At 45.4% G+C, this 23,906-nt stretch carries 25 protein-coding genes and 3 tRNA genes; 13 read left to right on the top strand and 15 right to left on the bottom strand.

The window, feature by feature from the left end; translation table 11 throughout:
* Nucleotides 1-84: 84 nt before the first annotated feature.
* Nucleotides 85-762, top strand: coding sequence for an SIMPL domain-containing protein (locus LEP1GSC061_RS15665; protein ID WP_016546329.1), 678 nt, complete (start codon nt 85-87; stop codon nt 760-762).
* Nucleotides 763-1,003: 241 nt separating this feature from the next.
* Nucleotides 1,004-2,185 (top strand): hypothetical protein, encoded by a 1,182-nt coding sequence (locus tag LEP1GSC061_RS15660; protein WP_040508978.1) that lies wholly within the window; start codon nt 1,004-1,006, stop codon nt 2,183-2,185.
* A 41-nt stretch (nt 2,186-2,226) separates the two neighbouring features.
* On the opposite strand, the gene LEP1GSC061_RS15655 is transcribed toward LEP1GSC061_RS15660, so the two are convergent.
* The 6 genes from LEP1GSC061_RS15655 to LEP1GSC061_RS15630 form a co-directional block, all read right to left on the bottom strand.
* The gene (locus LEP1GSC061_RS15655) at nt 2,227-3,108 is read right to left on the bottom strand and encodes an SHOCT domain-containing protein (protein ID WP_016545970.1); all 882 of its coding nucleotides are present in this window, start codon (nt 3,106-3,108) and stop codon (nt 2,227-2,229) included.
* Nucleotides 3,059-3,319, bottom strand: a complete 261-nt coding sequence (gene csrA, locus LEP1GSC061_RS15650) for a carbon storage regulator CsrA (RefSeq protein WP_016546585.1) — start codon at nt 3,317-3,319, stop codon at nt 3,059-3,061. The genes LEP1GSC061_RS15655 and csrA overlap by 50 nt, the downstream gene beginning before the upstream one ends.
* Nucleotides 3,320-3,769 (bottom strand): flagellar assembly protein FliW, encoded by a 450-nt coding sequence (gene fliW / locus LEP1GSC061_RS15645; RefSeq protein ID WP_016546209.1) that lies wholly within the window; start codon nt 3,767-3,769, stop codon nt 3,320-3,322. It lies immediately after the preceding gene.
* 116 nt (nt 3,770-3,885) lie between these two features.
* Entirely contained in the window at nt 3,886-5,151 is a 1,266-nt protein-coding gene (locus LEP1GSC061_RS15640) for a flagellar hook-associated protein 3 (RefSeq protein ID WP_040508975.1), read from the bottom strand.
* 33 nt (nt 5,152-5,184) lie between these two features.
* Nucleotides 5,185-7,095, bottom strand: a complete 1,911-nt coding sequence (gene flgK / locus LEP1GSC061_RS15635) for a flagellar hook-associated protein FlgK (protein WP_016546257.1) — start codon at nt 7,093-7,095, stop codon at nt 5,185-5,187.
* A gap of 29 nt (nt 7,096-7,124) precedes the next feature.
* Nucleotides 7,125-7,661 (bottom strand): flagellar protein FlgN, encoded by a 537-nt coding sequence (locus LEP1GSC061_RS15630; protein WP_016546564.1) that lies wholly within the window; start codon nt 7,659-7,661, stop codon nt 7,125-7,127.
* Nucleotides 7,662-8,055: 394 nt separating this feature from the next.
* Between LEP1GSC061_RS15630 and LEP1GSC061_RS15625 the strand changes: the two genes are divergently transcribed.
* Complete coding sequence (locus LEP1GSC061_RS15625; protein ID WP_016546716.1) at nt 8,056-9,141, top strand: M23 family metallopeptidase; 1,086 nt, start codon at nt 8,056-8,058, stop codon at nt 9,139-9,141.
* Nucleotides 9,142-9,181: 40 nt separating this feature from the next.
* On the opposite strand, the gene LEP1GSC061_RS15620 is transcribed toward LEP1GSC061_RS15625, so the two are convergent.
* The gene (locus tag LEP1GSC061_RS15620) at nt 9,182-10,315 is read right to left on the bottom strand and encodes a citrate synthase/methylcitrate synthase (protein WP_016546152.1); all 1,134 of its coding nucleotides are present in this window, start codon (nt 10,313-10,315) and stop codon (nt 9,182-9,184) included.
* Nucleotides 10,316-10,388: 73 nt separating this feature from the next.
* Between LEP1GSC061_RS15620 and LEP1GSC061_RS15615 the strand changes: the two genes are divergently transcribed.
* Complete coding sequence (locus LEP1GSC061_RS15615; RefSeq protein WP_016546110.1) at nt 10,389-11,642, top strand: citrate synthase family protein; 1,254 nt, start codon at nt 10,389-10,391, stop codon at nt 11,640-11,642.
* 103 nt (nt 11,643-11,745) lie between these two features.
* Nucleotides 11,746-12,330: a DUF1569 domain-containing protein gene (locus LEP1GSC061_RS15610; RefSeq protein ID WP_016546874.1), complete on the top strand. Its 585-nt coding sequence runs from the start codon at nt 11,746-11,748 to the stop codon at nt 12,328-12,330.
* On the opposite strand, the gene LEP1GSC061_RS15605 is transcribed toward LEP1GSC061_RS15610, so the two are convergent.
* Entirely contained in the window at nt 12,318-13,424 is a 1,107-nt protein-coding gene (locus LEP1GSC061_RS15605) for a hypothetical protein (RefSeq protein WP_016546740.1), read from the bottom strand. The genes LEP1GSC061_RS15610 and LEP1GSC061_RS15605 overlap by 13 nt on opposite strands.
* Between LEP1GSC061_RS15605 and LEP1GSC061_RS15600 the strand changes: the two genes are divergently transcribed.
* A complete protein-coding gene (locus LEP1GSC061_RS15600) occupies nt 13,411-14,052 on the top strand; it encodes a hypothetical protein (protein ID WP_016546532.1) in 642 nt (213 codons plus the stop codon). The two genes, LEP1GSC061_RS15605 and LEP1GSC061_RS15600, sit on opposite strands and share 14 nt — an antisense overlap.
* A 2-nt stretch (nt 14,053-14,054) precedes the next feature.
* On the opposite strand, the gene hpt is transcribed toward LEP1GSC061_RS15600, so the two are convergent.
* Together hpt and LEP1GSC061_RS15590 are read right to left on the bottom strand one after the other, a co-directional pair.
* Complete coding sequence (gene hpt / locus LEP1GSC061_RS15595; protein ID WP_040509267.1) at nt 14,055-14,588, bottom strand: hypoxanthine phosphoribosyltransferase; 534 nt, start codon at nt 14,586-14,588, stop codon at nt 14,055-14,057.
* Nucleotides 14,585-15,103 (bottom strand): SixA phosphatase family protein, encoded by a 519-nt coding sequence (locus LEP1GSC061_RS15590; RefSeq protein ID WP_016546375.1) that lies wholly within the window; start codon nt 15,101-15,103, stop codon nt 14,585-14,587. The genes hpt and LEP1GSC061_RS15590 overlap by 4 nt, the downstream gene beginning before the upstream one ends.
* A gap of 93 nt (nt 15,104-15,196) precedes the next feature.
* Between LEP1GSC061_RS15590 and LEP1GSC061_RS15585 the strand changes: the two genes are divergently transcribed.
* Nucleotides 15,197-15,862, top strand: coding sequence for a hypothetical protein (locus tag LEP1GSC061_RS15585; protein WP_016546804.1), 666 nt, complete (start codon nt 15,197-15,199; stop codon nt 15,860-15,862).
* Between the two features lie 16 nt (nt 15,863-15,878).
* Here LEP1GSC061_RS15585 and LEP1GSC061_RS15580 read toward each other — a convergent pair whose 3' ends face one another.
* The 5 genes from LEP1GSC061_RS15580 to LEP1GSC061_RS15560 all read right to left on the bottom strand — a co-directional run bounded on the left by LEP1GSC061_RS15580 (nt 15,879) and on the right by LEP1GSC061_RS15560 (nt 21,402).
* Complete coding sequence (locus LEP1GSC061_RS15580) at nt 15,879-16,982, bottom strand: quinone-dependent dihydroorotate dehydrogenase (protein WP_016546867.1); 1,104 nt, start codon at nt 16,980-16,982, stop codon at nt 15,879-15,881.
* Between the two features lie 2 nt (nt 16,983-16,984).
* Nucleotides 16,985-18,052 (bottom strand): ABC transporter permease, encoded by a 1,068-nt coding sequence (locus LEP1GSC061_RS15575; RefSeq protein ID WP_016546310.1) that lies wholly within the window; start codon nt 18,050-18,052, stop codon nt 16,985-16,987.
* Nucleotides 18,049-18,984 carry an ABC transporter ATP-binding protein gene (locus tag LEP1GSC061_RS15570; protein WP_016546225.1) on the bottom strand — a complete coding sequence of 312 codons (936 nt, stop codon included), beginning with the start codon at nt 18,982-18,984 and terminating at the stop codon, nt 18,049-18,051. Before LEP1GSC061_RS15570 ends, LEP1GSC061_RS15575 begins: the two co-directional genes overlap by 4 nt.
* Before the next feature lie 81 nt (nt 18,985-19,065).
* Complete coding sequence (locus tag LEP1GSC061_RS15565; protein ID WP_016546362.1) at nt 19,066-20,070, bottom strand: patatin-like phospholipase family protein; 1,005 nt, start codon at nt 20,068-20,070, stop codon at nt 19,066-19,068.
* Between the two features lie 102 nt (nt 20,071-20,172).
* Nucleotides 20,173-21,402 (bottom strand): class I SAM-dependent RNA methyltransferase, encoded by a 1,230-nt coding sequence (locus LEP1GSC061_RS15560; RefSeq protein ID WP_016546602.1) that lies wholly within the window; start codon nt 21,400-21,402, stop codon nt 20,173-20,175.
* 54 nt (nt 21,403-21,456) lie between these two features.
* Between LEP1GSC061_RS15560 and LEP1GSC061_RS15555 the strand changes: the two genes are divergently transcribed.
* The 6 genes from LEP1GSC061_RS15555 (at nt 21,457) to LEP1GSC061_RS15530 (ending at nt 23,544) form a co-directional block, all read left to right on the top strand.
* Nucleotides 21,457-21,542, top strand: a tRNA-Ser gene (locus LEP1GSC061_RS15555).
* A 15-nt stretch (nt 21,543-21,557) separates the two neighbouring features.
* Nucleotides 21,558-21,646 (top strand) — tRNA-Ser (locus LEP1GSC061_RS15550).
* A gap of 43 nt (nt 21,647-21,689) precedes the next feature.
* Nucleotides 21,690-22,136 carry a hypothetical protein gene (locus tag LEP1GSC061_RS15545; RefSeq protein ID WP_016546751.1) on the top strand — a complete coding sequence of 149 codons (447 nt, stop codon included), beginning with the start codon at nt 21,690-21,692 and terminating at the stop codon, nt 22,134-22,136.
* Nucleotides 22,090-22,521 carry a hypothetical protein gene (locus LEP1GSC061_RS15540; protein WP_016546245.1) on the top strand — a complete coding sequence of 144 codons (432 nt, stop codon included), beginning with the start codon at nt 22,090-22,092 and terminating at the stop codon, nt 22,519-22,521. Before LEP1GSC061_RS15545 ends, LEP1GSC061_RS15540 begins: the two co-directional genes overlap by 47 nt.
* Before the next feature lie 7 nt (nt 22,522-22,528).
* Nucleotides 22,529-22,605, top strand: a tRNA-Arg gene (locus LEP1GSC061_RS15535).
* A gap of 438 nt (nt 22,606-23,043) precedes the next feature.
* Nucleotides 23,044-23,544 (top strand): WbuC family cupin fold metalloprotein, encoded by a 501-nt coding sequence (locus LEP1GSC061_RS15530; RefSeq protein WP_016546706.1) that lies wholly within the window; start codon nt 23,044-23,046, stop codon nt 23,542-23,544.
* Nucleotides 23,545-23,906 lie beyond the last annotated feature (362 nt).

The raw sequence follows: 23,906 nt of genomic DNA, 5'->3' as shown, positions 1-23,906 counted from the left end.
AGGAGGGCGAAATAGAATCCTCATATTTCCTCCTCCTGTCGGAATTTTCCGCGAAACAAAAGGGTCCAAATTGTTGGAAAGAATATGAATAAGATACTGCTCTTTTGTTTAACACTTCTCTTAACAATTTCTCCTCTATTTCCCGAGAACGAAAAAACTTTAATCGTAAGCGGTAGTTCCAGAGTGGAGATTCCGGCCGAATTGGTGGAACTTAAGTTAAGAGTGGATACCGAAGCGAATACCGCTTCCGAAGCTTATGAAAAGACAGCTAAGAAAACCGCAAGCTTAGTGAAATTTCTAAAAACCCAGAATCTTCTCTCATTACAAACGGAATCGGTCGAGTTGCATCCTATCTACGAATATCCTAAGACCGGCGCTAGACAGATTCGTGCTTATAATGCAGGCAATTCCGTTTTAGTCAGGGCCAAGATAGATCAAGCGGGAAAATTGCTAGATGAATCCATAGCCACCGGCGCCAATCAAATCGCAGGAATCCGCTTCCTAGCCAGCGATTCCAATTCCGAAAAGGCGACCCACGAAGCGTTACAATCCGCCGCAAAAGACGCTAAAAAAAAGGCGGAGCAAGTCCTTTCCGCGTTAGGATTGAAATTCAAGGATATCATAGAAATACAGGCGGACTCCAATGCGGCACCCGAAATCCCCATGGGTTATATGGATACTGCCAGAGCTAAGCAAAGTACTCCGATAGAAGGCGGAACGATTTTTCGCGAAGCTCGTGTGACTTTGAAAATTTCTTATTAAAAAAACGGCATTAAGAAGAAAAAAATCTGTCTTTTCAACCGGTTCTATGGGTATGGTATTAATGGATTGTTACCTAAGTACCAGTTACAACCGGTTCGAAGTTAACATATATCCAATTCTCTTCACTATTCTCACTACGTGAGCGGTCCCTTCGGGGGCCGCTCCGGTCTTTTCCTTTTTTTGTTGCAGTCTCTCGCTTTCGGTGATGATTTGGGAAAAAAATTATTACTCTGGCAACCCAATGAAAAAAAGGACACTAGCTATATTGGCGGGGTACTTACTCGGATTCTCCGTTTTCGCACAGACGAATCCGAATAGACCGCCTCAAAAAAATCAACCGCCTGCAAACAACCAAAACCAACAAAATCAGAACAACGCTCCGATTCAGAATGCGGGAAACCAAAATTCTAATGGGACGTCATCCGATTCGGATAGCTCCTACTCCGGTCTACTCGGAAACGGATTATTGACTATTATTGAATTGGATGCGGTGAGCGGAGGTCTTCAGAAAGGAGGCCCTCAATCGGTAAACTCTATCCTGAATAGCGTGCGCTTAGCGAATAGCGTCTTGGGAGACCAACCGGAATTCTTTAAGGAGAATACTTCCACTTCTCCCGTAGGAGGAATCACTCCTAAATTAAGGCTCAGCCAACAGATTTCCGATAACGCATTCATCGGTATCAATTATTCGGCGGGAGAAAAATCCGAAACCAAAACGACTACGACCAGTACGTCCAACCGTTATACAACGGACACCATAAGACCTACAACCGACGAGTGGAAGGTTAAAATCGGTTGGGGCCCTCTCAACCTTTTGACTAGAAACGACGTGAGCTACGAATTCTCCTTCGGCTACGGACAATCTTCCACTTCGGGAAATTACGGAAACCTGGGAATCAAACTTCCCGGATTCGTAAACGGTTCATCAGACGGGCAAAGCGGTTATGCATTCTCTACCGGACAATTAAAGTATAATGTACGTAACTTCTCCATCGATTATGGGGTTGCCGTTCCTATTTGGGATTGGTTCAACTGGTACTTCCGAGGGGATTTCACCATGTTTTGGGGAAATATTTCGATGGCATCCTTCCAAACGGGTATCGATACTGGAAGCACGGCAGGATCCTATTCTCCTATCCAAGGCACTATATTCAAATCCAAGGACGGTTTCTTCGAGGGTTTAAGCGGATTGTCGATGAGCTTCGAAACCGGATTCGTAGTAAGAATCTTCAATACCTTCGGAATTCGTTTCGGCGGATTCTACCAGTTGAGCACTTTCAACGTAGGAGGAGTCCAAGGTTTCAATATCGCTCCGGGATCCACTCCGGTCGAGATCGGTTCCGTCGAAAACTTAGCGTCCACTCTGGATAATAAGAAATTCGGAAATTACGGAGGAAGTTTCGGTTTAGTTAAAAATTTCTAATCCGATTTAGAGTCGGCTCGAAACGAATTCGAGTCGACTCTCTATAATTCCTTCAATATCTCCGCCTTCTTCTTCTCGTAATCCGGTTTGGAAATCAGACCCTTATCCAAAAGTTCCTTCAAAGTCCTCAATCTTTCTTCGATTCCTTTTTGGGTTTTTCTCGCAGGAGGAGTAGAATCCGGCTTCGGTATCGAAGAAGTCCAAAAACTAGGATGCACGCAGATACGATTCTTCTTTTCCTCCGAAATCGAATTTAGATATTCCAAACCCTCCGGTCTCAGTTCGGGAAGGAAGATCGAATTAGCTTCGGAGAATTTCGGCTCGGATATGGGCGCGAGAGTCCAATCCCGGAAAGAATAAGGAGTTTGAAAGTCAACGACCTGTCCGATTTCGGAAAACTCCAACACTAGACAATCCGGTTGGTTTCTTAGATAAAAAACGGTCCTTCTAATCCTGAGTCCGGGGCGGATCGGATCCTCTCTCTTTACGACGATCTGGTATGCCTTAGGAAGTCCGTCCGGGATTTCGATCTCCGCCTCGAATAGAAGAGCTCCAATGCGAGAAGTCTCCTCCTCCGTGAAAATTCTTACGGGATCCTTACTCGCAATCACGGAATCGGTAACTCCGGTGAATCTAAATAGCTTTTGCAAACGATTGGAGAATTCGTTCTTCTCTATCGAATCCTGAGCGGCACCTGAAAATACGGTGCTCGCAATGGGTAGCCAAGTATCCGCCTCTAAAAAGAGCGGAGTATCCGCAGATTTCTTAATATAAAAGACGGCTATCGTATCGGAGGAAGTCGCAATCGTCTTACGTTGTCCGAGAGAACAGGAACAGACGATCAAACAAAGTAGAAGTGAGGTTCGGAGAATTCTAGGATTTATCCTTTTTGCCCGAGTCGGATTTTTTAAGCATACTGCCAATTTTTCCCAGGTCCTCCGGCCGGATTTTTGTACCGGCGGCTTTTTTGTTTTCCGCCTGAATCTCGCGGTAAACTTCCGCCCTATGTACGGAAACTTCCTTAGGAGCTTTTACTCCTATCTTTACCTGATCCCCTTTAATATCCACGATGACGATCTCGATATCGTCTCCGATAATAATGGATTCATTAGTACGCCTAGCTAAAACTAGCACTTAGGACATCTCCACAGTGGCGCTTTCGATGATTTTTTCCCTAACGGAATGATTCTCGTTGCGGGACACGAACTGACGACCGGTCAGTTCCTTTTTATTGATTAGAATCGGACCCTGTAAATTGGCCGTCATCGAGGCTGGGTCATCGTTCGGAATCGTCACTATGACAAGAATAAGCGCTTCCAATACATCCTGCAACCCGATTTGCGAGAGTTCGTCTACGCTCAGTAATGGTTTATATTCTTTTTTGAATAAAGAAGGAGGTATGACTACGAAGGCTAAATCCACTTCGTCCAGGGATTGTAACCATTTGAAGACGGACTCCTCCTCCTCTTCTATCAAGGCGAAGTTTTTATAACCGCCGAATCCCAGAAGCCCTTCCGGAAATTTTACGATTTGGGCCTCCGAGACGCTGATTTTACCGAACGGTTTGCTTTGGATCTCGACCATTGACGACCTGTTTCTCCGGCGCCTCTCGAAGGAAGCGCTTATAGTTTATTATTTTTTCCTATACTAAACAAGAAGAATTCTCCGAATCCGATTCGATGAATTCTTTCCGTCGAACTTTACCTTAAAAAGTCCATTAAAGTAGACTTAATCACTTTGGAGCCTACGTTAAGGGCATACTGATGGATGGTCTCCAACCATTTCAGATTCATAATGGTTTCCGGGAAATCGATTCCTTCGTTCTTAGCCAACAACTCAGTCATGTACGATTTATCGAAAGCCACTCTCTGGGAATGTTCTTCCATCCGATTCATTCTCGCGCCCACGATGGATCTATAGCGTAGAATATTCTCTAAAGCTAAATCCAAATCCTGAATGTCCCGTCCCGAAATTCTTTCTTGGTCCTTTTGGATTAGGTCGTTTCTGAACTGGATCAACACGTCGAACACGGAAAGTCCGGTCACGGTCGCGGATTTGCTGTAATTATTCGGCGGTTCCGAGTTGGCCGGATCTACTAGTCCGATATCTCTAAGTACCGTTCCTCCGTCCACATCCTCCAACCAAACCTGATGCGGAGCCGTGGAGCTAAGGCTGATATTGTCCTGAGCGAGTTTGTTCGCCTTTGCTTCGATCGGAGAATTATTGATCTTATCGATGATATCGTCGATCGTATCTCCTGCGGAGACTTGGATCTCCACTCCGTCTATCTTAAACTTCTGATCGGATACGGCTACGTAACCCGAGTTATCCACCCGGCTCGTAACGCTCATATTGGTTCCCCAGAACACCTTATTGCCCGGAATCGTTACGGGGATATATTCCCCTTTTTCGATTTCGCGGATCTGCTCTCCGATATCGCCTCTGTATTCCACACCGATGTACTGGTTCTTTAATTCCAGCCCTTGTAATCCCTTAATCTTGGACTCGATCGGTTCGAAAGGAGGCCTTTCAATCACATGACCTCCGAATAAGGGTCTGCCCGTGGCGTCTCTTGTATTTGCGATATCTACTAACGCTCTGAGTAGCTCGTCGATTTCCTTTCCGACCGCTACCTCCAATTCGAATCCCTTGTCTCCTTGGTAGATACCGTTGGAAGCTTGCACAGCAAGAACTCTCGCTCTCTGGAATAAGTTACCGATACGATCCAGTTCTCCGTCGATCTGTTGCAATCTTCCGAAACCGTCGTCTATGTTCGCCTGGAACGTATCCAACTCGTTCAATCGAGAACGAAAGAACATCTGATTGGTGGCCCGACCCGGTTCATCGGATGGCAATCTGATTCTTTGCCCCGTACCCAATTGGTTCTGGGTTTCATCCAAGGCCAACTGGTGACGATTCAGGGTCCTCACCAGAGTATTATTTTGCATCATGTTAGTGATCCGCATCATGGCTTCGCCTCCTTGCTATTCCCCGCGGAATTATGCACCCAAGCGATTGATGATCGTATCTAGAATTTCGTTCATGGTATTGATCATCTTCGCGGACGCGTTATAGGAATGTTGGAACTGCACCATATTGGCCATTTCCTCGTCCAAGCTCACACCCATTACGGACTGTCTCATATTTTCGAGATCTGTCATCAAGTCCGTTTGGATTCCCCATTCTTGTTTGGCCTCTCTCGCTTCCGTTCCCAGTTTAGAGATTAGGCTATTGTAAAAGTCGTCGGTGGTTTTGGAATAATCCACCATGACCGGATTATTTCTGAGAGAAGAAGCGACGAGTAACGCGTTTCTTCCGTCCTTATGGCCTCCGGGAGAATTGTAATCTCCCGTTCCTCCCACATCCTTACCTCGGGCTGCGGCTATGTTCGCCACGTTATTGGCGATATGTTCGCTTACCCTGAAATAAGAAGAAGGGTGAAAATGCGGAGAAAGAGTGATATCTTCCGGCTTGGATTGCAGTTTGGTGATTTCTCCCAATCTTTTGTAATCGTAAGCGCCTGCGGGTCCGGAAGCCATTAGGATTCCCGTCAGACCCACGAGCAATTCTCCCGAATCCTCGATATGTCTTAGGATGAAGTTCTTTTTAGGAGAATCTTCCGCGACGGTTGCCTTCAAAGCCAATTGGTTGTCGTGATTCATATAAGCCACGACCCCTACCTTGGATGCGTTGATCCTTTTGATGACTCCGTTGATCGTATCGTTTGCGGAATACGGAATAAGAACCGGAGTTTCCTTCTGATCCGGACGGAAGAAAGTCATGGTTCCGTTGATTCCGATCGGACGATCCGGATCCAATGTATTCTTTCCGGAAACCCGGAAGATCGCGGTAATATCGTTTTGCCCATCTCCGTCAGAATCGTATTCTCCGAAGGTATTCAAAGCCAACGAGCGTACATCAAAAAAGCTTTGGTTGGTGTTTCCGTTTAGACCGAAACCGTCCTTATGGATTTCGTTGATTACATCCATCACGTTGATGGCAAGCGCGTCCACTTGGTCGATTTTCTCGCCTAGAATCTTATCCCGAACTTCGATAAGACCTTGGAGACGACCTTTCTTCAGAAGAACCGGGTCTCCCGTAGTCTGCCAATATAAATCCAATAATCCGTCTTTAGCAGGATTTCCTAATATATCGATCTTATTCAGCTTTCCGCCTTGCACAAGAATCTGCTGACCGATGAAGACCATCAATTCGTCTTCGTCGCTTCTGCCGATCGTGATATCCGTCAAACTTGAAAGTTCCTGCAATAAGGAATCCCGTTTGTCATACAAATCGTTCGGCTTATCCCCTAAAGCCTCGGATTTCGCAATCCTTTCGTTTAAGGTACGTATATTCTCCGCAATCGTATTCAGATGCAAAGCATGGGATTCGATTTCCCGATTGGATTGATCGCGAAGCTGGGAGAGTTTTCTGTAAACGTCCTCCATTCTGCTTCCCAATCCTTGGGCTTTTTCCAGAACGACGGAACGATGGGCGTTATCTTCGGGATAATTCGCCAATTCTTCCCAGGAAGACCAGAATTTATCCATCAAGGTGCGAAGAGTGGTACCGTTCGGTTCGTTGAAGATATTCTCCGCTTGGTAAAGATATTCGTTCTTAGCAGCCCAATAATCCTTCACTCCGGAAGTCTCTATGATTCTATCGTCTATGAAAGTGTCTCTAACTCTCTCTATGGACGCGATCTCCACACCTTGTCCTATCTGACCCGGAACATGAGCGCGGTTCAGCGAGGGCTCGTATAGAGGATCGGTCGCTTGGAGTACGACTCTTTGCCGGGAATAATGTTTATTATCCGCGTTTGAAATATTATGACCTGTGGTTTGCAAGGCCTGCTGGTGTGCAGCAAGTCCTCTCTTACCTATTTCCAATCCGGAGAATGTGGATCCCATATTCTCTCCCTCCTATCCGATATTTCCGCTTAAGCGGAAGCGTTCACAAGCACCGAAGATCGTTTTTTCTTGGTTCTCGTCGCGGCCGAGTTATCGTCCTCGTAAACGGAAACTTCCCCGCTCTTCGCGTTAGTACGCATGGCTTCGATCGTAGCCCGTAAAAATTCCTGTCTAGTGCGAATCAATTTGTCGTTCGCCTTGATTCGATCCTTCAATTTGTGGACCGTATCTTTTAATCTTGTACCGAGTTGTTTCAATCTATGCTCGGAGTCCCTATCTATCTTATTCAAAAAATCGGTTAAAGTAGGAACTCCTTCCTTGGGGAGCCCCAGATTACTGGAAGAATAAACGTCTTGGATGGCGTTCATCCGAACTCTTTCGATCTCGCTCGCATGAACGATCAGCTCGTAGGATTTCTTGGAAATCGATTCCATTGCTTTTCCGTCCGCCACGGTAACCGCATTGGTTTTCTCTTTTTCTAATTCTAGAATTTCCGAGTACAGGCCGATTTCCTCTTCCAGAAGAGCGCAAATCCGATCCAACCATTCCTCTTTTTTTATCGTCATTGTCCGGTCCCTGTTCTTTGTTTCGGCGATTCTCGGAATTTTCTGAGGGGTTTTTTTGGAAATTAGCGATGAAGATACGACTAAGCAACGTTCTGAAGAATTTTCTAAAGGAAAGGTAAGGTCCGGCCGAGACCGAAATCTGAAAAAAGGGACATAATTTTCAAGCCGAGAGTGGATCTCCGAAAAAATACGCAAGTCTCTTAGTTCTTAAGACTATTCATTCGAAGTAACGAAACACGATCGGAATCGGGAAAGGTATTCCAATCATCCGGGAAGAATCGATTGTGAAAAAGATCTCTAAGAGTGGGATCCGCTTCGCTTATATTTTAGAAAAATATTTCTGTACCTAAAAACGTCCTATTCTAGACTAAGATCCGACTCCCGGCCGTTTTCCATGTACAATTCTTATTCTAGAACCGCGATATTCCTTCTTCTTATTCTTTTTGCAAACCTAGAGCTTTACTCAAAGGAAGAAGCTAAGAAAAAAGAAAAACCGAAAGCAGCCTCCGTACTACCGAAAATAGGCTCGAGCGAAAAGAAGGACAAACAAGAAAAGCCGAAAAAGACCGCGACCTCCCTCGCTCCCAAAAAACCGAAAAGGCTTCCGGGCGAAATCGTGGAAAAGAAAGAAGATCTTTTTTCTTTTTCCCTTTCCGGTCGAAAATTCGCCCAAGGGGAATTGCTGTTTTTAAAGATAAAGCCGCTTCCTCGAATCTTGAACAAACTGGATCGTTTTAAAGTCGCTTGGGAAGGAACCGAATTGCCTTTTACCCAAAGGGACGGTTTCATTCTCGCCTTCGTTCCGATTTCTCCGGAATTTTCAAAGGCCAACGGAATCCTGGAACTTACGGAGAAGAATCTATTCTCCAAAAACGATTCCAAGAAATACGAGATCCCCATCCAAAAAACTTCTTTCGCTACATCTAAGGTTTCCCATCTTACGATGGACAAACAGTATACCTCCGAGGAATTGCCGGAGGAGACCAAAGCATTCATCAAAGAATGTTCCGAAGCGAAGGCGAAAGCCTTCCAATCCAAATCGGATCTGCAGATCGATTCCGATTTCGAGTATCCGGTTCCTAAGCCGATTCTAAACAGCCCCTTTTATAAAAGAAGAATCTACAATAAGGAAAAAGGCCGCCCTCACGGCGGATCCGATTTCAAGGGCGGAGTGGGAGATCCTATATTTGCGATCAACGACGGAACCGTTATACTTTCCAAATCCATGTATTACGAAGGCAATTTCATCGTAATCGATCACGGCCTGGAAGTTTATTCCTTATACATGCATCAATCCGAGCTACTGGTCCAGACGGGAGACAAGGTAAAGAAAGGGGATCTGATCGGAAAGATCGGTTCTACCGGAATGTCCACGGGTCCTCATTTGCATCTCGGATTGAGAGTGCAAGGAGTCATGGTGGATCCGTTATCCGTAGTTCAGACGGAGCTTGTGGGAAAAAAACCGAAAACGGAAAAATAGGGGAGAACGATTTTAAATCTCTCTCCCCTACCGAAAGAGATCAGTTCCATTTTCTTCCTTCTTCTCCGATATAGATTGCATCCGGTCTGAGTATCCTTTCCTTTAGCTGCTCGAAACAATGCGCCGTCCAACCCGCGGCCCGACCCATTGCGAATACAGGAGTAAATAATTGCGTAGGAAATCCGATCCCATGCAAAAGAAGAGCCGTGTAAAATTCCACATTGGTTTGCAGTATCCTATCCGGTTTAAACTCCTTCAGTAAGCGTAAGGCGGTTTTCTCCACATGCATCGCCAGATCGTAGAATTCCCTTTTTTCTTCGGTATCATAAAGATTCTTAGCGGCAACGGCTAAGACGTCCGCTCTGGGATCTCTTACCTTATAGAGTCGATGACCGAAACCCATCAGTCTTTCTCCTCCGCTCAATTTTTCCCTAAGCACCTTCTCCGCATTTTTCTTTTCTCCGATTTCGAATACGGTATCCAGGGCTGGCCCCGGTGCACCCCCATGCAATGGTCCTTTCAGTGCACCTAAGCCTCCGGTCACCGCTGAAATCATATCCGATTGGGTGGATATAATCACCCGTGCGGCAAATGTGGAAGCGTTCAATCCGTGATCGCAAACCGTATTCAAGTAAGTGTTCAATGCGCGAACCGATTTATGCTCAGGCTCCTTACCCTCCAACATATAAAGAAAGTTAGCCGCAATATCTAGATCCTGTCTGGGAAGAACCGGAGCGACTCCTTTACTCAATCGATACGCCCAGGCAACGATCAAAGGAAATGTGGCAAGTACCGCCATCGCATCTTTCTTCGCATTTTCAGGGCCTGCCCCGAGAGAAAGAGCGGCGGAACCGATTCTTAGGATATCGATCAAAGGAAGATTCGCATATACCGCTTCCTCTATGATCGTTCGAATCACCTTGGAGAATCTTCTGGAGTTTCTAAGTTCTTCTCCGAATTGATTCAATTCGATCGGATTCGGTCGATCTCCGTTCCATAATAGATAAATCGTTTCTTCGAAGCTGGCCTTACCTGCGAACTCCTCCACTTCGTAACCTACTATGGTGAGTCTTCCTTCTTCTCCGTCCACCCGGGATAATTTAGTCCTAGCTGCGGGAACTCCTTCCAGACCCGGACTGTATCTCTTTTCCTTTTCTTTCTCGGAAGTTTTCATACTATTCTCCTTGGTTCGATTTTAGCTTAGTGGATTGACTTACTTTGGTCAATATTGATTAATATGTCAATATATGCCTTTTTCTTCCAAAAAACCGTTTCTCTCGGCGGACGAAGTTTCTAGGATTTTAGGCGTTGAGATGCAAACCGTATATGCTTATGTCAGCCGAGGCTTATTACATTCGGAAGCCGGGGGAAGTAAGGACAGAAGCAAACGCTATCGGCGAGAAGACGTAGAACAACTTCTCTTAAGAAGAGAAGAAAGGGCCCAACCCGGAAAGACCGCTAAAGCGGCTCTAACGCTGGGACAACCCGTTTTAGAATCGTCGATCACTCTCTTAGGAGAAAGCACTCTTTACTATAGAGGTAAGGACGTTCTTAACCTCTCGGAAGGATCCACTTTCGAAGAAACGGCGACTTTACTTTGGGAAGCGGAAAATATTTCCCCTTTCGAGGCGGCATGGCCTGTACTTTCCGAAGAAAACTTAAGCCTTAGAAAGAATTTAGGCTCTCGTTCCATCTTGGACATTTGCAGAATGCAATTGGCTTTCGTAGAATATGAAGATCCGAAAGCTTTCCGTCAGGACTCTAAGACCTTTCGTAAAACGGCTTCTCACATTCTCAGATGCCTGACCTTATTCGCTTCTCGGAAGAACACATCTTACGGATCCATCTCGGAAACATTATATTCCGGATGGATAGAGGAAAATTCTTCCGACTCGGAAAGGAAGCGGAACGCAATCCGACTCTTGGAGGCGTCCTTAATCCTTTCGGCGGATCATGAATTGAACGTATCTTCGTTTACCGCTAGATGCGTTGCTTCCAGCGAAGCTTCCTTATACCAGGTTACACTTGCGGGACTTGCCGCATTGTCCGGACCCAAACACGGACTCCTTACCGAAAAGGCGGCCGATTTATTATCCCATTCGAGCGGAAATTCCAAAAAGGATCGTTCCTTCTTAGAGGAGAAGCTAAGAAACGGAGAGAATATCCCGGGTTTCGGTCATCCTTTGTATCGAAAGGGAGATCCGAGAGGTAAGAAAATCATAGAGCTCGTATCTAGACTATTCTCCCAAAATCGCAACTTGGAAAAATATCTGATCTTTTTAAAGGAAGCGGAAAAAATCCTAGAAGATTATCCTACAATAGATGCCGGCTTAGGGCTTGTATCAAAAATTCTGCAATTACCTAAAGGTGCAGGGATCGGAATATTCGCTATAGGGAGAAGTGCCGGATGGTTGGCTCACGCTATAGAACAATACGAAGCGGGAAACTTGATACGACCGAGAGCGAAATACGTAGGTAAGCTTCCCGAAGAAAACGGATAATCCAAAAGTTCCTTTACACCTGTGCATCGCAAAGTCTTGACGGAAGTCGGCATTTCATCCAAAACTGTAGGATCAAAATATTAGAACTACCGAGGAGAATGCGATGAAGCCGGAACAACTATCCAGAAAGGAATTCTTACATCAATCCGTCCGTTTAGGAGTCCTGATCGTAGGGGCTGGAACCGCTAGCTCCCTTTTACATTCATGTTCGAACGCTCCCGCAGGCGCAAAGGATAGAGGCTTAGTATTCGCGACTCTTGACGACGCGGATGAAGAATTGGAAAAATTAAGGAAGGCGTCCAAGATTCTACCTTACGGAGAATGGAGCCCGGCTCAAATCTTATTGCATTGCGCGCAAAGCATCCGCTATTCCATTCAAGGCTATCCGGAAAATAAGCCCGCGATTTTTCAGAATACGGTGGGCAGATTGGCTTTCTGGAATTTCGAAAGAAAGGGTAGGATGTCCCACGACCTAAACGCACCGATTCCTGGAGCCGATATTCTAAAACCTAGCGCGACTTTAGAAGAGGGAATTTTTGAACTGCGAAAAGCCTTCGAAGCGTTCATCGAACATCGGGGGGAATTCGCTCCGCATTTCGCATACGGAGCCTTGTCCAAGAAAGAATACGAATCGGCTCACGCGATGCATATCGCGAATCATCTTACATATTTGGATTATTCTTTTTGATCCACATTGACGCTGGTCAATATGGATTCGATGGATTCTTCGTGCCTGCGATTCTTGATCAGGCTTTCGGCAATCACAAACATGAAAGTATCCGATCTATTTTGATGTGCGAGGGAAAACATTCCCATCTTGGCGTATCTAGGCCTTAATACGTCATAGAGGGTCCAGAATTTACCCACGTAGCGACCATTGAGAGTCTCGCTTTCCAATTCGTTGACTTCCTGTATATCTCCCCTCTTTGTGAGTAAGTCCAAATACTTCTTAAAGTCGGAAACCAATTGGTCTTCGTTTTGGTAACGATGAGGGAAGTAAAAAATCCGAATAGACGGATAACGGCTTGGATCCGTATCACTGGAAGAGATCGCTCCTATGATCTGTCCGACACCAGTTTTATCTTCCAAATTTAGATTCTTGGGATTGTGAAAATAAAAGTCTTCCGGAAGCTTAAAGTGAATTCCAAACTCGGCATTGGAAACGATTCTTTCCTGCTCGTCGAATTTCCAATCTTCCGCGTTCTTTTCTTCGAAAGCGGGTTTGAAAAGAACGTAAGCCACCCAGGTCTCCGATAATTGCAACGCTTTAAAGCTGATAAGCCCTGCAGCTAGTACAAGTATGCCGAGTAATCCTATTTTATAAAATAGTTTGTCCTCGATCAGTCGGAAAAAAACGACTCCTAGAGAATAGACTGTGAAGAATAGAATTCCCGATCTATTATCGAAAAAGCCGGTGATATAGCAAATCAGAACGGATATAAGAAAAAGCCCGCCCTCCATCCAAGGAACTAAGGCGGTCGTCGGGCGGGAAATTCCCACCTCTGCGAAGATTGCGGGAAGAACCACCCTGGTCTCCAATCTGCGATAGGCAAAAACGATAAGCCAGAAGAAAAACGTGGAAGCAAAGTAGCCTACCAAAGAGAGAGATATCATCCAGAAAAGTGGAAGATGGGACTCATGGTAGAGTAGGAAATAAACGGCGAATACGGAATATACTAGGAAGAGCTTCGATGTTAAGGAAAGTTCTTGCAGCCTTCGGACTAGGGCTGTTCCCTTTTCCCAACCCGGAATCCGAGAGAGCGACTTTATGAACCAGATCACCCAGTTTTTCTCCAATTTAAAGGCTGACTTCGATAGATTGAACCAATCCGTCGATGAATTGGTGAAAACCTATAATGCCATCCTTCATTTTCTGGATCTGATTTCCAATCTCTTTCCGATCGATCTGGTTTTGGTTTTGGGGCTTTCGATTCCTATTCTTTACTTGATCAATACCCTTTCCCCTTCCTCCCCTAGAGTCAATTATACGATCTCTATTCTATTCGTTTCCGGGATTCGTTCCTTTCTGACCCATGCAATTTCGGATACATGGGATCTGTTTCGAGTCTCGAAAACCGCGGTCCTTCTTCTCTTGCCCGCCTACGGTTTTTTACTTTTAAAACTGATCCTGGCATGGATCCGAAAAATCCGGATTCGAAATAGGGCTCTTTCCCCGAAGAACCTGGAATCCTCCTTTAGAAGTTTGCAGAATGCGTACCATGGTTTATCGGCGCAGATCTATTCCAATCTCGAAGATAAGACTGAGAAGGATTTCCTGGACGGGGAAAAGTTTTTAGCACGGATCCAAGACTTGGAAGAATCGATCCTAGGCCTTAAAAAATTGTTAAGCGAAAAGAAAAATATGCCCGAAACGAAGCCGAACGAGGCCAAGGAAAATTTCGAAATTTAGTTTTACTGAAATAGGTAAACCCCCGGCAGGTTTCTGTACCTGCCGTCGTAATCTAGTCCGTATCCGATCACGAATTCCTTTCCAATTTTCCAACCGACATATTTTACCGGATAGCCGCAGGCCTCCCCACCTTCCTTGAAAAGTAGGGAAGCAACTTCCAGACTCGAAGGCTTCTTGGATTGTACATGGGCGATCAGAACCTGCAAGGTCCGACCCGTATCCACTATATCCTCTACAAGAATCACATGTCTTCCTTGTAGCTCCGAATCCAGGTCCTTCGTAAGTTTTACGATGCCTGTGGATTCCGTTCCTTCATAAGACTTGGCTTGGATGAAATCCAATTCTATAGGATAAGGGACCGATCGGGTCAGATCGGAAAAAAAATAAACGCTCCCTCTCAGCACACAGACAAAAAGAGGATTCTTGCCTGAGTAATCCCTCCCGATCGCTTCTCCCAATTCCTTTACGCGTAATCTGATCTGTTCCGGAGAAAATAAAACGGGAAAGCTACTAGGATCTAAAGAAGAATCTTTCATGGAATCCAAAACCGAATCAATCGAGCGGGCGATCGTCCCCAATCCTTCCAATCCTCGGATTCTATGGCCAGACTTAAAAACGCCGATGTGGGGAATTTTGCAAAAGAAGGATTTTCCTTATCCCCGAATGAAGGATTTTCTTTATCCCCAAATAATAAATAGTCACCCAAGATTTCCAGGCCAGGATTATGACCTATAAGTAATGCAATTTGGATGCCCGCCGACAATTCCCGAATCAACTTTAATAATTCGGAATCATCTGCGCCGTATATTTCATCAATAAATAGAATATTCTTTGAAATAGATGAGTATTTTCTTATGATCTCTAAAGTCTCTTTGGTCCGGATAGAGGGCGAAACCAAGGCAGTATCGGCCACGATTTCCGAATCTCTGATGTATTTGCCTAACTTCCTAGCGTTCTTCTTTCCACGCTTGGATAAAGGGCGTTCTACATCTTCAAGATTCGTATTCTCCCAATCCGATTTGGAATGTCGCAAGAGATGCAAATATTTCAAACCCGTGACTTCCTCATATCGATAAAAGATGAATGCGGGAATTTCATTGACAAGGAACTTTCTTGCCGATAAAACAACTGGCCTATGGTAAGGATGCCGACGATTGCATTTGCGATCCTATTTTTCCTTTCGAATCCGAACCTTTACGCTCAATTAGCGGGCACCCCGGACGAGGAAAAGGCTAAAAAAGAACTACAACTCCATTGGGCCAAGAAATTTCCGGGGGATAAGATTCTGGAAGTCGAATCCACGGGAAAACCGAAGCTTATCGAAAAGGAATCTGCGGAAGAAAACGGTTCTCCGGATCTGCGTTATAAATTCTCCTTCTTCGTAACGACTCGCAAAAGAGAAGGTCAGACCACCCGAACCCCGGTGGGAGTGATCTATCAATTCGTTCGAGAAAGAGGTTGGATCTTTTCCGATATGGGAATGGCCCGCTCCGTAGTCTTAACGGAACCCGGCAAGGAACCTCCCACAAAAGAAGAAGCCTACCAGTTGGTGGAAGAAGCGATTCTGGAAGATAAAGGTCGTTCGAAAACGGTGGAGAATATCCGTTTAAAAAAACCCGAGTTCGGACAGAATCTGACTCCGAGCAAGGAACAGATCTGGTTTCGCTACGAAGGGGATTTCGAATTCTCTGAAAGCGGAACCAAGACGCTCTGCTCCGACATGGTGGTAAGATTGGTAAAGGATATGGGTTCCATACTCTGGAAAGTAGAATGGGACGAGAGAGGAAAATGTAAACCTTCGGAAGAATAACCGAAGGTTTAGAATTTTATAATTTCTTTTTTCCTACGATTTCGGAAACGGACTTGGCTCCCACTTTTTCCAAGGTTTTATCCAAGTATTCCAAGATTCTCACCGGCAAAAACGGCCCATTATACACGTATCCCGTATAAAGTTGGATTAGATCGGCGCCTGCTAGAATTTTCTCCAGAGCGGCCTCTCCCGAATCGATTCCTCCGACTCCTATGATCGGTAGCTTTCCTTTTAACACGGAATACGCGGTTCGAATCATTTCCGTGGAGTTCGAACGAATCGGTCTCCCCGAAACTCCGCCTTCCTTCTCCACATTCGGATAACGACTCAAAAGAGTCTTATCGATGGAGGTATTCGTGAGAATGACTCCAGCGAGAGAATAATCGGACAAAGCCTCCAAAAGTTCCTTCAATTCCGATTCCTCCATATCGGGAGCGAATTTCACGAAAGTAGGAATCGGAAATTTTCCTCCCAATCCTTTCCGGATTCCCTTCATAAGTTTTCCGAAATTCTGTTTTTTTTGGAAATTACGAAGCCCGGGAGTATTCGGAGAGGAAATATTAATTACAGCATAATCCGCAAAAGGAGTCAGCTTGCTAAGAGAATATACGTAATCTTCCACCGCTTCTTCTTCGGAGACAATCTTGGTCTTTCCCACATTAATCCCTCGGATTCCGGTCTTAGCCTGGGAACGAAGCGTTATCTCCGCGGCATCCGCTCCCGGATTATTGAAACCCATGCGATTGATCAGTGCCTGATCTTCGGGATAGCGAAAAATGCGAGGCTTTGGATTTCCGGGCTGAGCCTTTCCCGTTATGGTTCCGATCTCAATGGAGCCGAAGCCAAGTCTCGATAAAAACGGATATAATTCTCCCGTTTTATCGAACCCGGCCGCCAGTCCTACTGGATTCGGAAATTCTATCCCTGCGACTCGAGAACGAAGTCTGTCACGGGAATATGTAGTAAGATTTTCTAATACGGAAAACGCGAAAGGGACCCGCCTACTCAGCCCCAAAAGTCCCTGGGCCAAATAATGGGCCGATTCCGGGTCCATATTCATAAAGATAGGTTTGGCCGTTCTTTCGTAGATCCATTGCTTCCATTCGGAGGAATTTCCCATTCTTAGGACCACCTAAAAATGCGAACACCTGCGCCTAGAAAAACGAGACCGATCCCGATCAGAAAAACACAGGAATATAAGGCGTCTCCTATGCCCGCCCCTTCGATGAACGTGGCTCTCAAGGAGTCCGCCATCAAGGTCAAAGGAAGATGGCGCACGACGGGCAAAACGACCTCCGGAAAATTCTTATAACTGAAGAATATTCCGGACAATACCATCATAGGAAAAGTTACTGCGTTTACGAGGCCGTTCCCCACTTGGGAGCTTTGTGCACGAGAGCCCACGAAGATTCCGATACAAGCGAATGCGAAATTTCCAGTGAGAAAGATTAGAATCGCAGCTATGGGAGAACCGAAGAATGCGTTATCGAAGACGGTAAACGTAAAGGTAAGAAAAATAATCGATTCCACGACAGTCACTGCAAGCCGAGTAAAGAAGAAGGAAAGTACGAAAGAGAGTTTATTCATCGGGGTTGCGGACATTCTTCTCAAAAGTTTTTTCATCCGCATTTCGATCAGATTCCAGCCCACTCCCCAAAGACAGGAATTCATGACTCCCATGGCCAACATTCCTGGAACCAGATAATCTATGTATCTCGTTCCTTTGGAATCCAGTTTGCGAATGCTAGAAGCGGCCTTGCGATTTCCTTCATCCGAAAGCAACGTGTTCGAAAGAAGAAGATAATCCCTCTGCGCGTTTGCATTATTCGGATCGAAAGAGAACGTAAGGTTTCCCTCGGCGTCCTCCCGGATGAGTAGATTGATCTCTCCTCTTTTCAGGGCCTTGATGGCCTCCCCCTCTTCCAATACTTTGGGAACGATGGTGCCTAGACCGTTGGAGTTCCCGCCTACTGAATTGACGAATGCCTTTTCGATCCTAGACGCTAACTGGCCCGGCTGGTGAGAAGAAGAAATAACCGCGACTCTAGTCTCGGGGACTCCCTTAGAAGTGAATGCGAGTCCTAAAACTCCCGCAATCGCGATGGGAAACACGAAGGCCCAAAAGATAATGCCGGGCTCCCGATAGAATTCCTTTAACTGGATCGTGACTAAATAATAAATCTGTTTCATTCTTCCAACCCTCTTCCGGTCATAGAGAGAAATAAATCGTCGAGAGTCTTTTTATGACATTCCAATTCCTTTAATACCAAACCGGATTTGGAAAAGGACTCTAACATTGCCGGTAAATAATCCGTGATTCTCTCCACAAAGACTCGTCCTTCTTTCCTTTCCGAATCCCAAGAGAATTTATATCTTCCTTTTTCCGGAAGGGAGGCGTTCGGATCGGCCCCGTTTTCCAAACTGAAACGTACGATCTCTCCTCCTCCTAACTTGCCCAATAGATCCGAAAGAGTTCCTTGGTCCAGAATCCTACCCTTATCCATGACGATGATTCTTTCACAGAGAACTTCCGCTTCTTCCATATAATGAGTGGTTAGAATCATGGTAGTCCCTTCTTTTCTGAGATCCTGCAGGATCTTCCAGATATCCCTTCTGGCTCCCGGATCCAAACCGGTGGTGGGTTCGTCCAAGAAAAGAATCTCGGGTTTGTTCATGATGGAGACTCCGAGCGCGAGCCTTTGTCTCTGTCCTCCCGAAAGGTTATTCACGAAGGACTTTTGTTTTTCGGTGAGTCTGGTTAATTCCAGAATCTCATGCAGACGGGATTCGGGAGCCTTATAGAAACTCCCGAAAAGTTTCAATGTCTCCCAAACGGTGGCCCGATCCATGAAGCGGGTTTCCTGGAGAGCTAAACCGATATTCGCTCTTAGAAAAGTTTCCTTTTCCTTCCAACTCGTTCCGAGCAGACGAATTTCTCCTGAATCCGGAAATTGGATGCCTTCCAGCATTTCGATGAGAGTGGTTTTTCCGGCGCCGTTCGGACCCAAGAGCGCAACGAATTCTCCCTTGCCTATTTCCAGAGAGAGATCGTTTACTGCGGTGATATCCTTGAATTGCTTTGTTACGTTTTTGACAGAGATAATGGATTCTTTCGAATTCACAAAAAATACCTAAGAAGCAAAATCCGACGCGATCATTTCGAATTCTATCCATTTTCCGGGGTAGGATAGGTTCGAAAAAAATTAATTCGACTTCCGGAACTTCTCCGCCTTCTTTACCCAATCCTTTTTGAGATACTCCAAAATTCTTTCCTTATTCTTCAATGCGTCGGATTTACCCAATTCGTAGGTTTCACGAACCCCCTTTGCGTTGGTATAATCGAAAGAAGTAATCGGTAAGGGTTGAGAAGGAGAGATTATGAAACAACGATCTAGTAAATGCTGATCCTTTCCGACTAGAGTAGTAGTCTCGTAATGGATTCCGATCACTTTTGCGTTAGGAGGAAACGCTTCCAACATCAGATTGTTCGTCAATCCTCCGTCCAGATAATATTCTTTTCCGTGATTCTGAAAGGAAACAATGGGAGGAATGGAAGAAGAGTTTAGAATAATCTGCTCGATCACGCTAGGGTCCCGAAAATCCGATTCCGTAAAAAGAACTTCCTTCATGTTCCAATTGCGGAGCACTCTAAAGGTTCTTTCAGTATACAACCCCTTGCCTCGGTCTCTCTCATCCTCTAAGAAAGCTTTACCTGTCTCTGCGATGAGTCGGGCCAAACGAAACGTATTCTTGTTCGAATCGTCCTTGGGAAATGCCTTGATGGTATGAATAAAGACTTTCACTCCCGAACGAATGATCTTATCGAAATCCATTCCGAAGCGAATGGTTCTGCGATACATATCCTCGTGAGGAAACGCTTTTTCTCCGCTGAATAATCGGGTAAAATAAAAATTACGAGGATTCTTGCGTACGATTCTCTCGAAGAATTCCACTGATTCTTCTTCCGTGCCGGAAATCAGACAAAGAACCATGGCGGCTCCTGCGGAAACTCCGGAGACCTGTCTGAGTTTGAGTCCCCAGGATTTCAGTTCATGGCCGAAACCTAATCCGTAAAAAGCCTTACAACCGCCTCCCGCAATGGCAAAGCAGATTTCATTTTCCAACCATATGCCTTGGAATACCTCTCCGATTTTGGATCCGGAATCGGTCCGGCGGGAAGGAAGATCGTATTCGTCGATGATCGGCATGGTTCGTCTCCGAAAGAGAAAGCCTTTTTGACCAATTTCCTTCCTGAGAAGGCATACGTGAAAGTAAAAATTCCCAAGAAGACCAGAGTCGAAAAAGAATCCTTAAGATTCCAATAAGGTCAAAACTTCAAAATGCTGGGTTCGAGGAAAGAAATCCGTTAGAACGATCTCACGGATTTTATATCCGGAATCCTGTAACACCCGCAAATCCCTGGCAAGAGTCACATGATTGCAACTCGAATAGACGATTCTGGAAAAACGCGCTTTGGATAAGAACTCTAATAAAGAAGGCGAAGCTCCGGCGCGGGGGGGATTCAAGACCGCCATCTCGATGCCTTTCGAAGAAAGATCCGTCGAGTTAAGAGATAACAAATCCTTGGAATGAAAACTTAAATGAGAATATCCGGCAAGTTTCGCGTTCTCTCCCGCATACCGGACCGATTCGTCCGACAATTCGTAACCGATAAGGCTTTTTAATTTGGAAGCGATCGCAAGGCTGATCAGACCTGCCCCCGAGTAAAATTCGAGTAAAGAAGGTTCGGAATCCGGAATCCAAGAACGAATTTTCAACATCCATTCCTCGATTAGAAAACGATTCACTTGGGTGAAACCGTTTGCGGGGATCCTCCATTCGATTCTCTCGGGAAGATAGGGCCCGATTTTCACTTCTTCTTTTTTATATTCGGAAATTTTTCCGGAGGAGAATCTGAGCTTCCAATCCTCTCTCCGGGTCTTGCCGATCGTATTCGAAAAATTCTTACGTATAAAATCGTTCATCTCCGAAGGGAGATTCTTGCAGCCGGAATCCGGAATCGGAACCAAAGAGTTGGAATGTTCCTTATAAAAACCCGGGACTTTTTTTCCGGAACAGATACCGGATTTAATCTGAGCCGTATTCCTATAACCGATACTAGATCCGAAAATTACGGAAATCTCCGGCAATTCTTCGGAACGAAATTTGGCGAATCCGACGAAAGAATCTTTCAATAATTCCTTCTTCACTCGAATTTCTTCCTCGTAATCGATCTGTCTGTAGGAACAACCGCCGCATTCCGGAAAAGAGGAACAATCCGAATCGATGCGAGACTGGGAACGAACTTGTATGTCTAGAACAGTTCCCCAAATCAGTTTAGAATTTTCTTTATCGACTCGTATCCTTACGGTTTCTCCCGGAATTCCTCCTTTGACGAATATCGTCTTCTCCTCGGAATGAGAAATGCAGACGCCTAGATTCGCCCATTTCTCCAAACGAAGTCCGGAAATTTCCCGAGAACGAGAAATCTTTCTCTCAGGAATCCGGGATCTTCTCGCACGGTTCTTTTCCGTACCCATAGGTAAATCACCTTGACAGGGTCCCCCTTCCTGTCAGTAAAGTAATCCTTAACCGGAGAAGTGGCCGAGTGGTTTAAGGCAGCGGTCTTGAAAACCGTCGTGGGTAACTCCCACCGTGGGTTCGAATCCTACCTTCTCCGGAATGGAACAATATTGGAGATGTGCCTGAGCGGTCGAAAGGAGCAGTTTGCTAAACTGTCGTATGGGGTAACCTGTACCCAGGGTTCGAATCCCTGCGTCTCCGAAAGTTCCCAACTACCCCCACCTGATCTCAGGAATTAAGAAACATGTCCGACCAGAGATTCAACGCCCGGGAATTCCTGGAAGAGACAAAGCGCGTTTTAGAAGGGGACGAATACCCGAATCTATTCGCAGCGATTTCTTATATCCCTTTCGTAGGATGGATCCTTCCCTGGTTTTTCAGAAAAAACCAAGAGATCTGTAAATTCCACGCGATACAAGCCATCAAATTGAATTCTGGTTTCGTATTCCTACATTTAGTCGTTTGGTTCCTGAGAGAATTCCCTATTTTAAGTACGATCTTAAAATGGATTCACGCAAATCCAGTGGTCACCGATTTCATCGATTATGTGGCTTGGTTGGCGCTACTCGGTTACGGAATCCTAGGAGCCTTCCAAGCATACCAAGGGAAATTATTCGTTTTACCCTTATTTCCGGAAATAGAGCATGAAGTTCGAAAAATACTCAGCAAGATTCGCGGAACTCAAGGCTAAGGCCTGGGGATTCCTTTCTCCATATTGGAAACAGGCACTGGAATTTTCTCGGACGGAGAGATTCAGGGTGTATCTAGTGACCCTTCCTCTCTTCGGAAATTGGTTACTCGGATTTACCTTCTTCGATAAGAATCCCGAGATTTTCAAATACTCTAAACTATCTCTTCTAAACGTTCTATACTTTATCGCATTTCTATTCCTTTCCTGGATCTTATCTTGGATACCTCTAGCGGGGCCTTGGTTGGCAAATATAGCTCATCTCTCCGGCATAGGGATCTATCTAGGCCTGTCCGGTTTCCTGCTATACAATTACACCAAGGGAAAAAAACTGGTCCCGAAACTTCCCCAAGAACATCTGGTTCGTTTGGAGAAGTGGCTGTTTTAGCAAATCCGCGCCCATAGCTCAGCTGAATAGAGCGTCTGACTACGGATCAGAAGGTCGGAGGTTTGAATCCTTCTGGGCGCACCAACTTCTTCTTCCCTTATTCTAAAATACCGATGGCGGATTCTCGCTAAGCGAGAACCGAGCCCTCCGCTTGTATCTGCGAAGCACCAAAACGAATATTTCTGGTCCGAGAATCCTTATAAAATGCTTCGGCGCATCGCAGTATATCGCTACGGTCTCTTCCGCAGGCCGATTTGGAATTACTACATTATGTCCCTTAAAGGGTTATAATTTCTGAAAGAATTCTTCTCAGAAAACTTGACTTTAATACTGAGTCTCAAAAACGATAGTCATAGATACAAGAGTTGGGAATCCAAATGGAAAAGTGCCACTGCGCTCAAGTCACCTTTGAAAAAATCGTAGAGACTGCAAAACAAGAAGGAAAAGATTACCGAGAAGTAGTTCAAGCCTGCGGGGCTGCGGAAACCTGCACTGCCTGCAAAGACTACTTGGTAGCCTATTGTGAACAGCAGTTACAACTCCTCCCGACCGGTTAAACAACTCATCGATCAGGAGTTATTCGAAAGACTCCTGCCCCAAGCCTCTTCTTCGGCTCGAGGAAGAACCAATCATAACTTTCACGAACTCCAGGAACCGTACCAAAGGTTCCTGAACGTACTCACCAAGGAAACCTATGTGCAAGCCCACCGGCATAAGTCTCCGCCTAAGCCGGAAACTTTTCTAGTTCTAAAAGGAAGTCTGGGCTTCATACTATTCGAAGAAGACGGAAATATCAAAGAAACCCATCTTCTTTCTTCCGACGGCCCCGTGTACGGAATCGATCTAAGTCCGGGAGTGTATCATTCTCTGGTTTGTCTCTCCGAAGCCTGCATTTGCTTCGAGGGAAAGTCCGGTCCTTACGATCCTAAGACCGATAAAGAGTTCGCCTCTTGGGCCCCACCGGAGAACGATCCGGAGAGCCGGGCATATCTAGAAAACCTCCGGTCTCTTTTCAAAACCTAGAAATTTCCCTCTTAGTCCGATGCTTTCTTGGGATCGAAAAGGGTTTCGTACAATTCCCGGATTTTTTTTAAATTCCGTCCGGGGGGAGAAGGAAAAGGAATCACTCTCCCCCGATTTTTCGCCGTACCGATTTCTTTCTGATCTTCCGTTTCTTGGAAATTATGTCTGTTTAGTTGAGGGAGATTCTCTCTCTCCATGTTTTATAGATTCGGAAAATGGAAGCTTCAAATTCAGTTCTCTCTTTCGGATTTTTTAAAATCCGATCCGGAAAATCCGGTTTGAAATTTACGAAAACTGTTGCCATAGTATTTTCCCGGGCAAACATGCGAAAGGTTCGAACGGACTTCCCAACCGCAGTCCTG

Source organism: Leptospira wolffii serovar Khorat str. Khorat-H2 (assembly GCF_000306115.2).
Lineage (GTDB): Bacteria > Spirochaetota > Leptospiria > Leptospirales > Leptospiraceae > Leptospira_B > Leptospira_B wolffii.
This window is presented reverse-complemented; position numbering and strand designations above follow the sequence as displayed.

Excerpts from the sequence above, each read along its gene's own strand:
- LEP1GSC061_RS15665 (WP_016546329.1), top strand. The coding sequence starts at position 85 with ATGAATAAGATACTGCTCTTTTGTTTAACACTTCTCTTAACAATTTCT.
- LEP1GSC061_RS15660 (WP_040508978.1), top strand. The coding sequence starts at position 1,004 with ATGAAAAAAAGGACACTAGCTATATTGGCGGGGTACTTACTCGGATTC.
- fliW (WP_016546209.1), bottom strand. The coding sequence starts at position 3,769 with ATGGTCGAGATCCAAAGCAAACCGTTCGGTAAAATCAGCGTCTCGGAG.
- LEP1GSC061_RS15640 (WP_040508975.1), bottom strand. The coding sequence starts at position 5,151 with ATGCGGATCACTAACATGATGCAAAATAATACTCTGGTGAGGACCCTG.
- flgK (WP_016546257.1), bottom strand. The coding sequence starts at position 7,095 with ATGGGATCCACATTCTCCGGATTGGAAATAGGTAAGAGAGGACTTGCT.
- LEP1GSC061_RS15630 (WP_016546564.1), bottom strand. The coding sequence starts at position 7,661 with ATGACGATAAAAAAAGAGGAATGGTTGGATCGGATTTGCGCTCTTCTG.
- LEP1GSC061_RS15625 (WP_016546716.1), top strand. The coding sequence starts at position 8,056 with ATGTACAATTCTTATTCTAGAACCGCGATATTCCTTCTTCTTATTCTT.
- LEP1GSC061_RS15620 (WP_016546152.1), bottom strand. The coding sequence starts at position 10,315 with ATGAAAACTTCCGAGAAAGAAAAGGAAAAGAGATACAGTCCGGGTCTG.
- LEP1GSC061_RS15615 (WP_016546110.1), top strand. The coding sequence starts at position 10,389 with ATGCCTTTTTCTTCCAAAAAACCGTTTCTCTCGGCGGACGAAGTTTCT.
- LEP1GSC061_RS15610 (WP_016546874.1), top strand. The coding sequence starts at position 11,746 with ATGAAGCCGGAACAACTATCCAGAAAGGAATTCTTACATCAATCCGTC.
- LEP1GSC061_RS15600 (WP_016546532.1), top strand. The coding sequence starts at position 13,411 with ATGAACCAGATCACCCAGTTTTTCTCCAATTTAAAGGCTGACTTCGAT.
- hpt (WP_040509267.1), bottom strand. The coding sequence starts at position 14,588 with ATGAAAGATTCTTCTTTAGATCCTAGTAGCTTTCCCGTTTTATTTTCT.
- LEP1GSC061_RS15585 (WP_016546804.1), top strand. The coding sequence starts at position 15,197 with ATGCCGACGATTGCATTTGCGATCCTATTTTTCCTTTCGAATCCGAAC.
- LEP1GSC061_RS15580 (WP_016546867.1), bottom strand. The coding sequence starts at position 16,982 with ATGGGAAATTCCTCCGAATGGAAGCAATGGATCTACGAAAGAACGGCC.
- LEP1GSC061_RS15575 (WP_016546310.1), bottom strand. The coding sequence starts at position 18,052 with ATGAAACAGATTTATTATTTAGTCACGATCCAGTTAAAGGAATTCTAT.
- LEP1GSC061_RS15565 (WP_016546362.1), bottom strand. The coding sequence starts at position 20,070 with ATGCCGATCATCGACGAATACGATCTTCCTTCCCGCCGGACCGATTCC.
- LEP1GSC061_RS15560 (WP_016546602.1), bottom strand. The coding sequence starts at position 21,402 with ATGGGTACGGAAAAGAACCGTGCGAGAAGATCCCGGATTCCTGAGAGA.
- LEP1GSC061_RS15545 (WP_016546751.1), top strand. The coding sequence starts at position 21,690 with ATGTCCGACCAGAGATTCAACGCCCGGGAATTCCTGGAAGAGACAAAG.
- LEP1GSC061_RS15540 (WP_016546245.1), top strand. The coding sequence starts at position 22,090 with ATGAAGTTCGAAAAATACTCAGCAAGATTCGCGGAACTCAAGGCTAAG.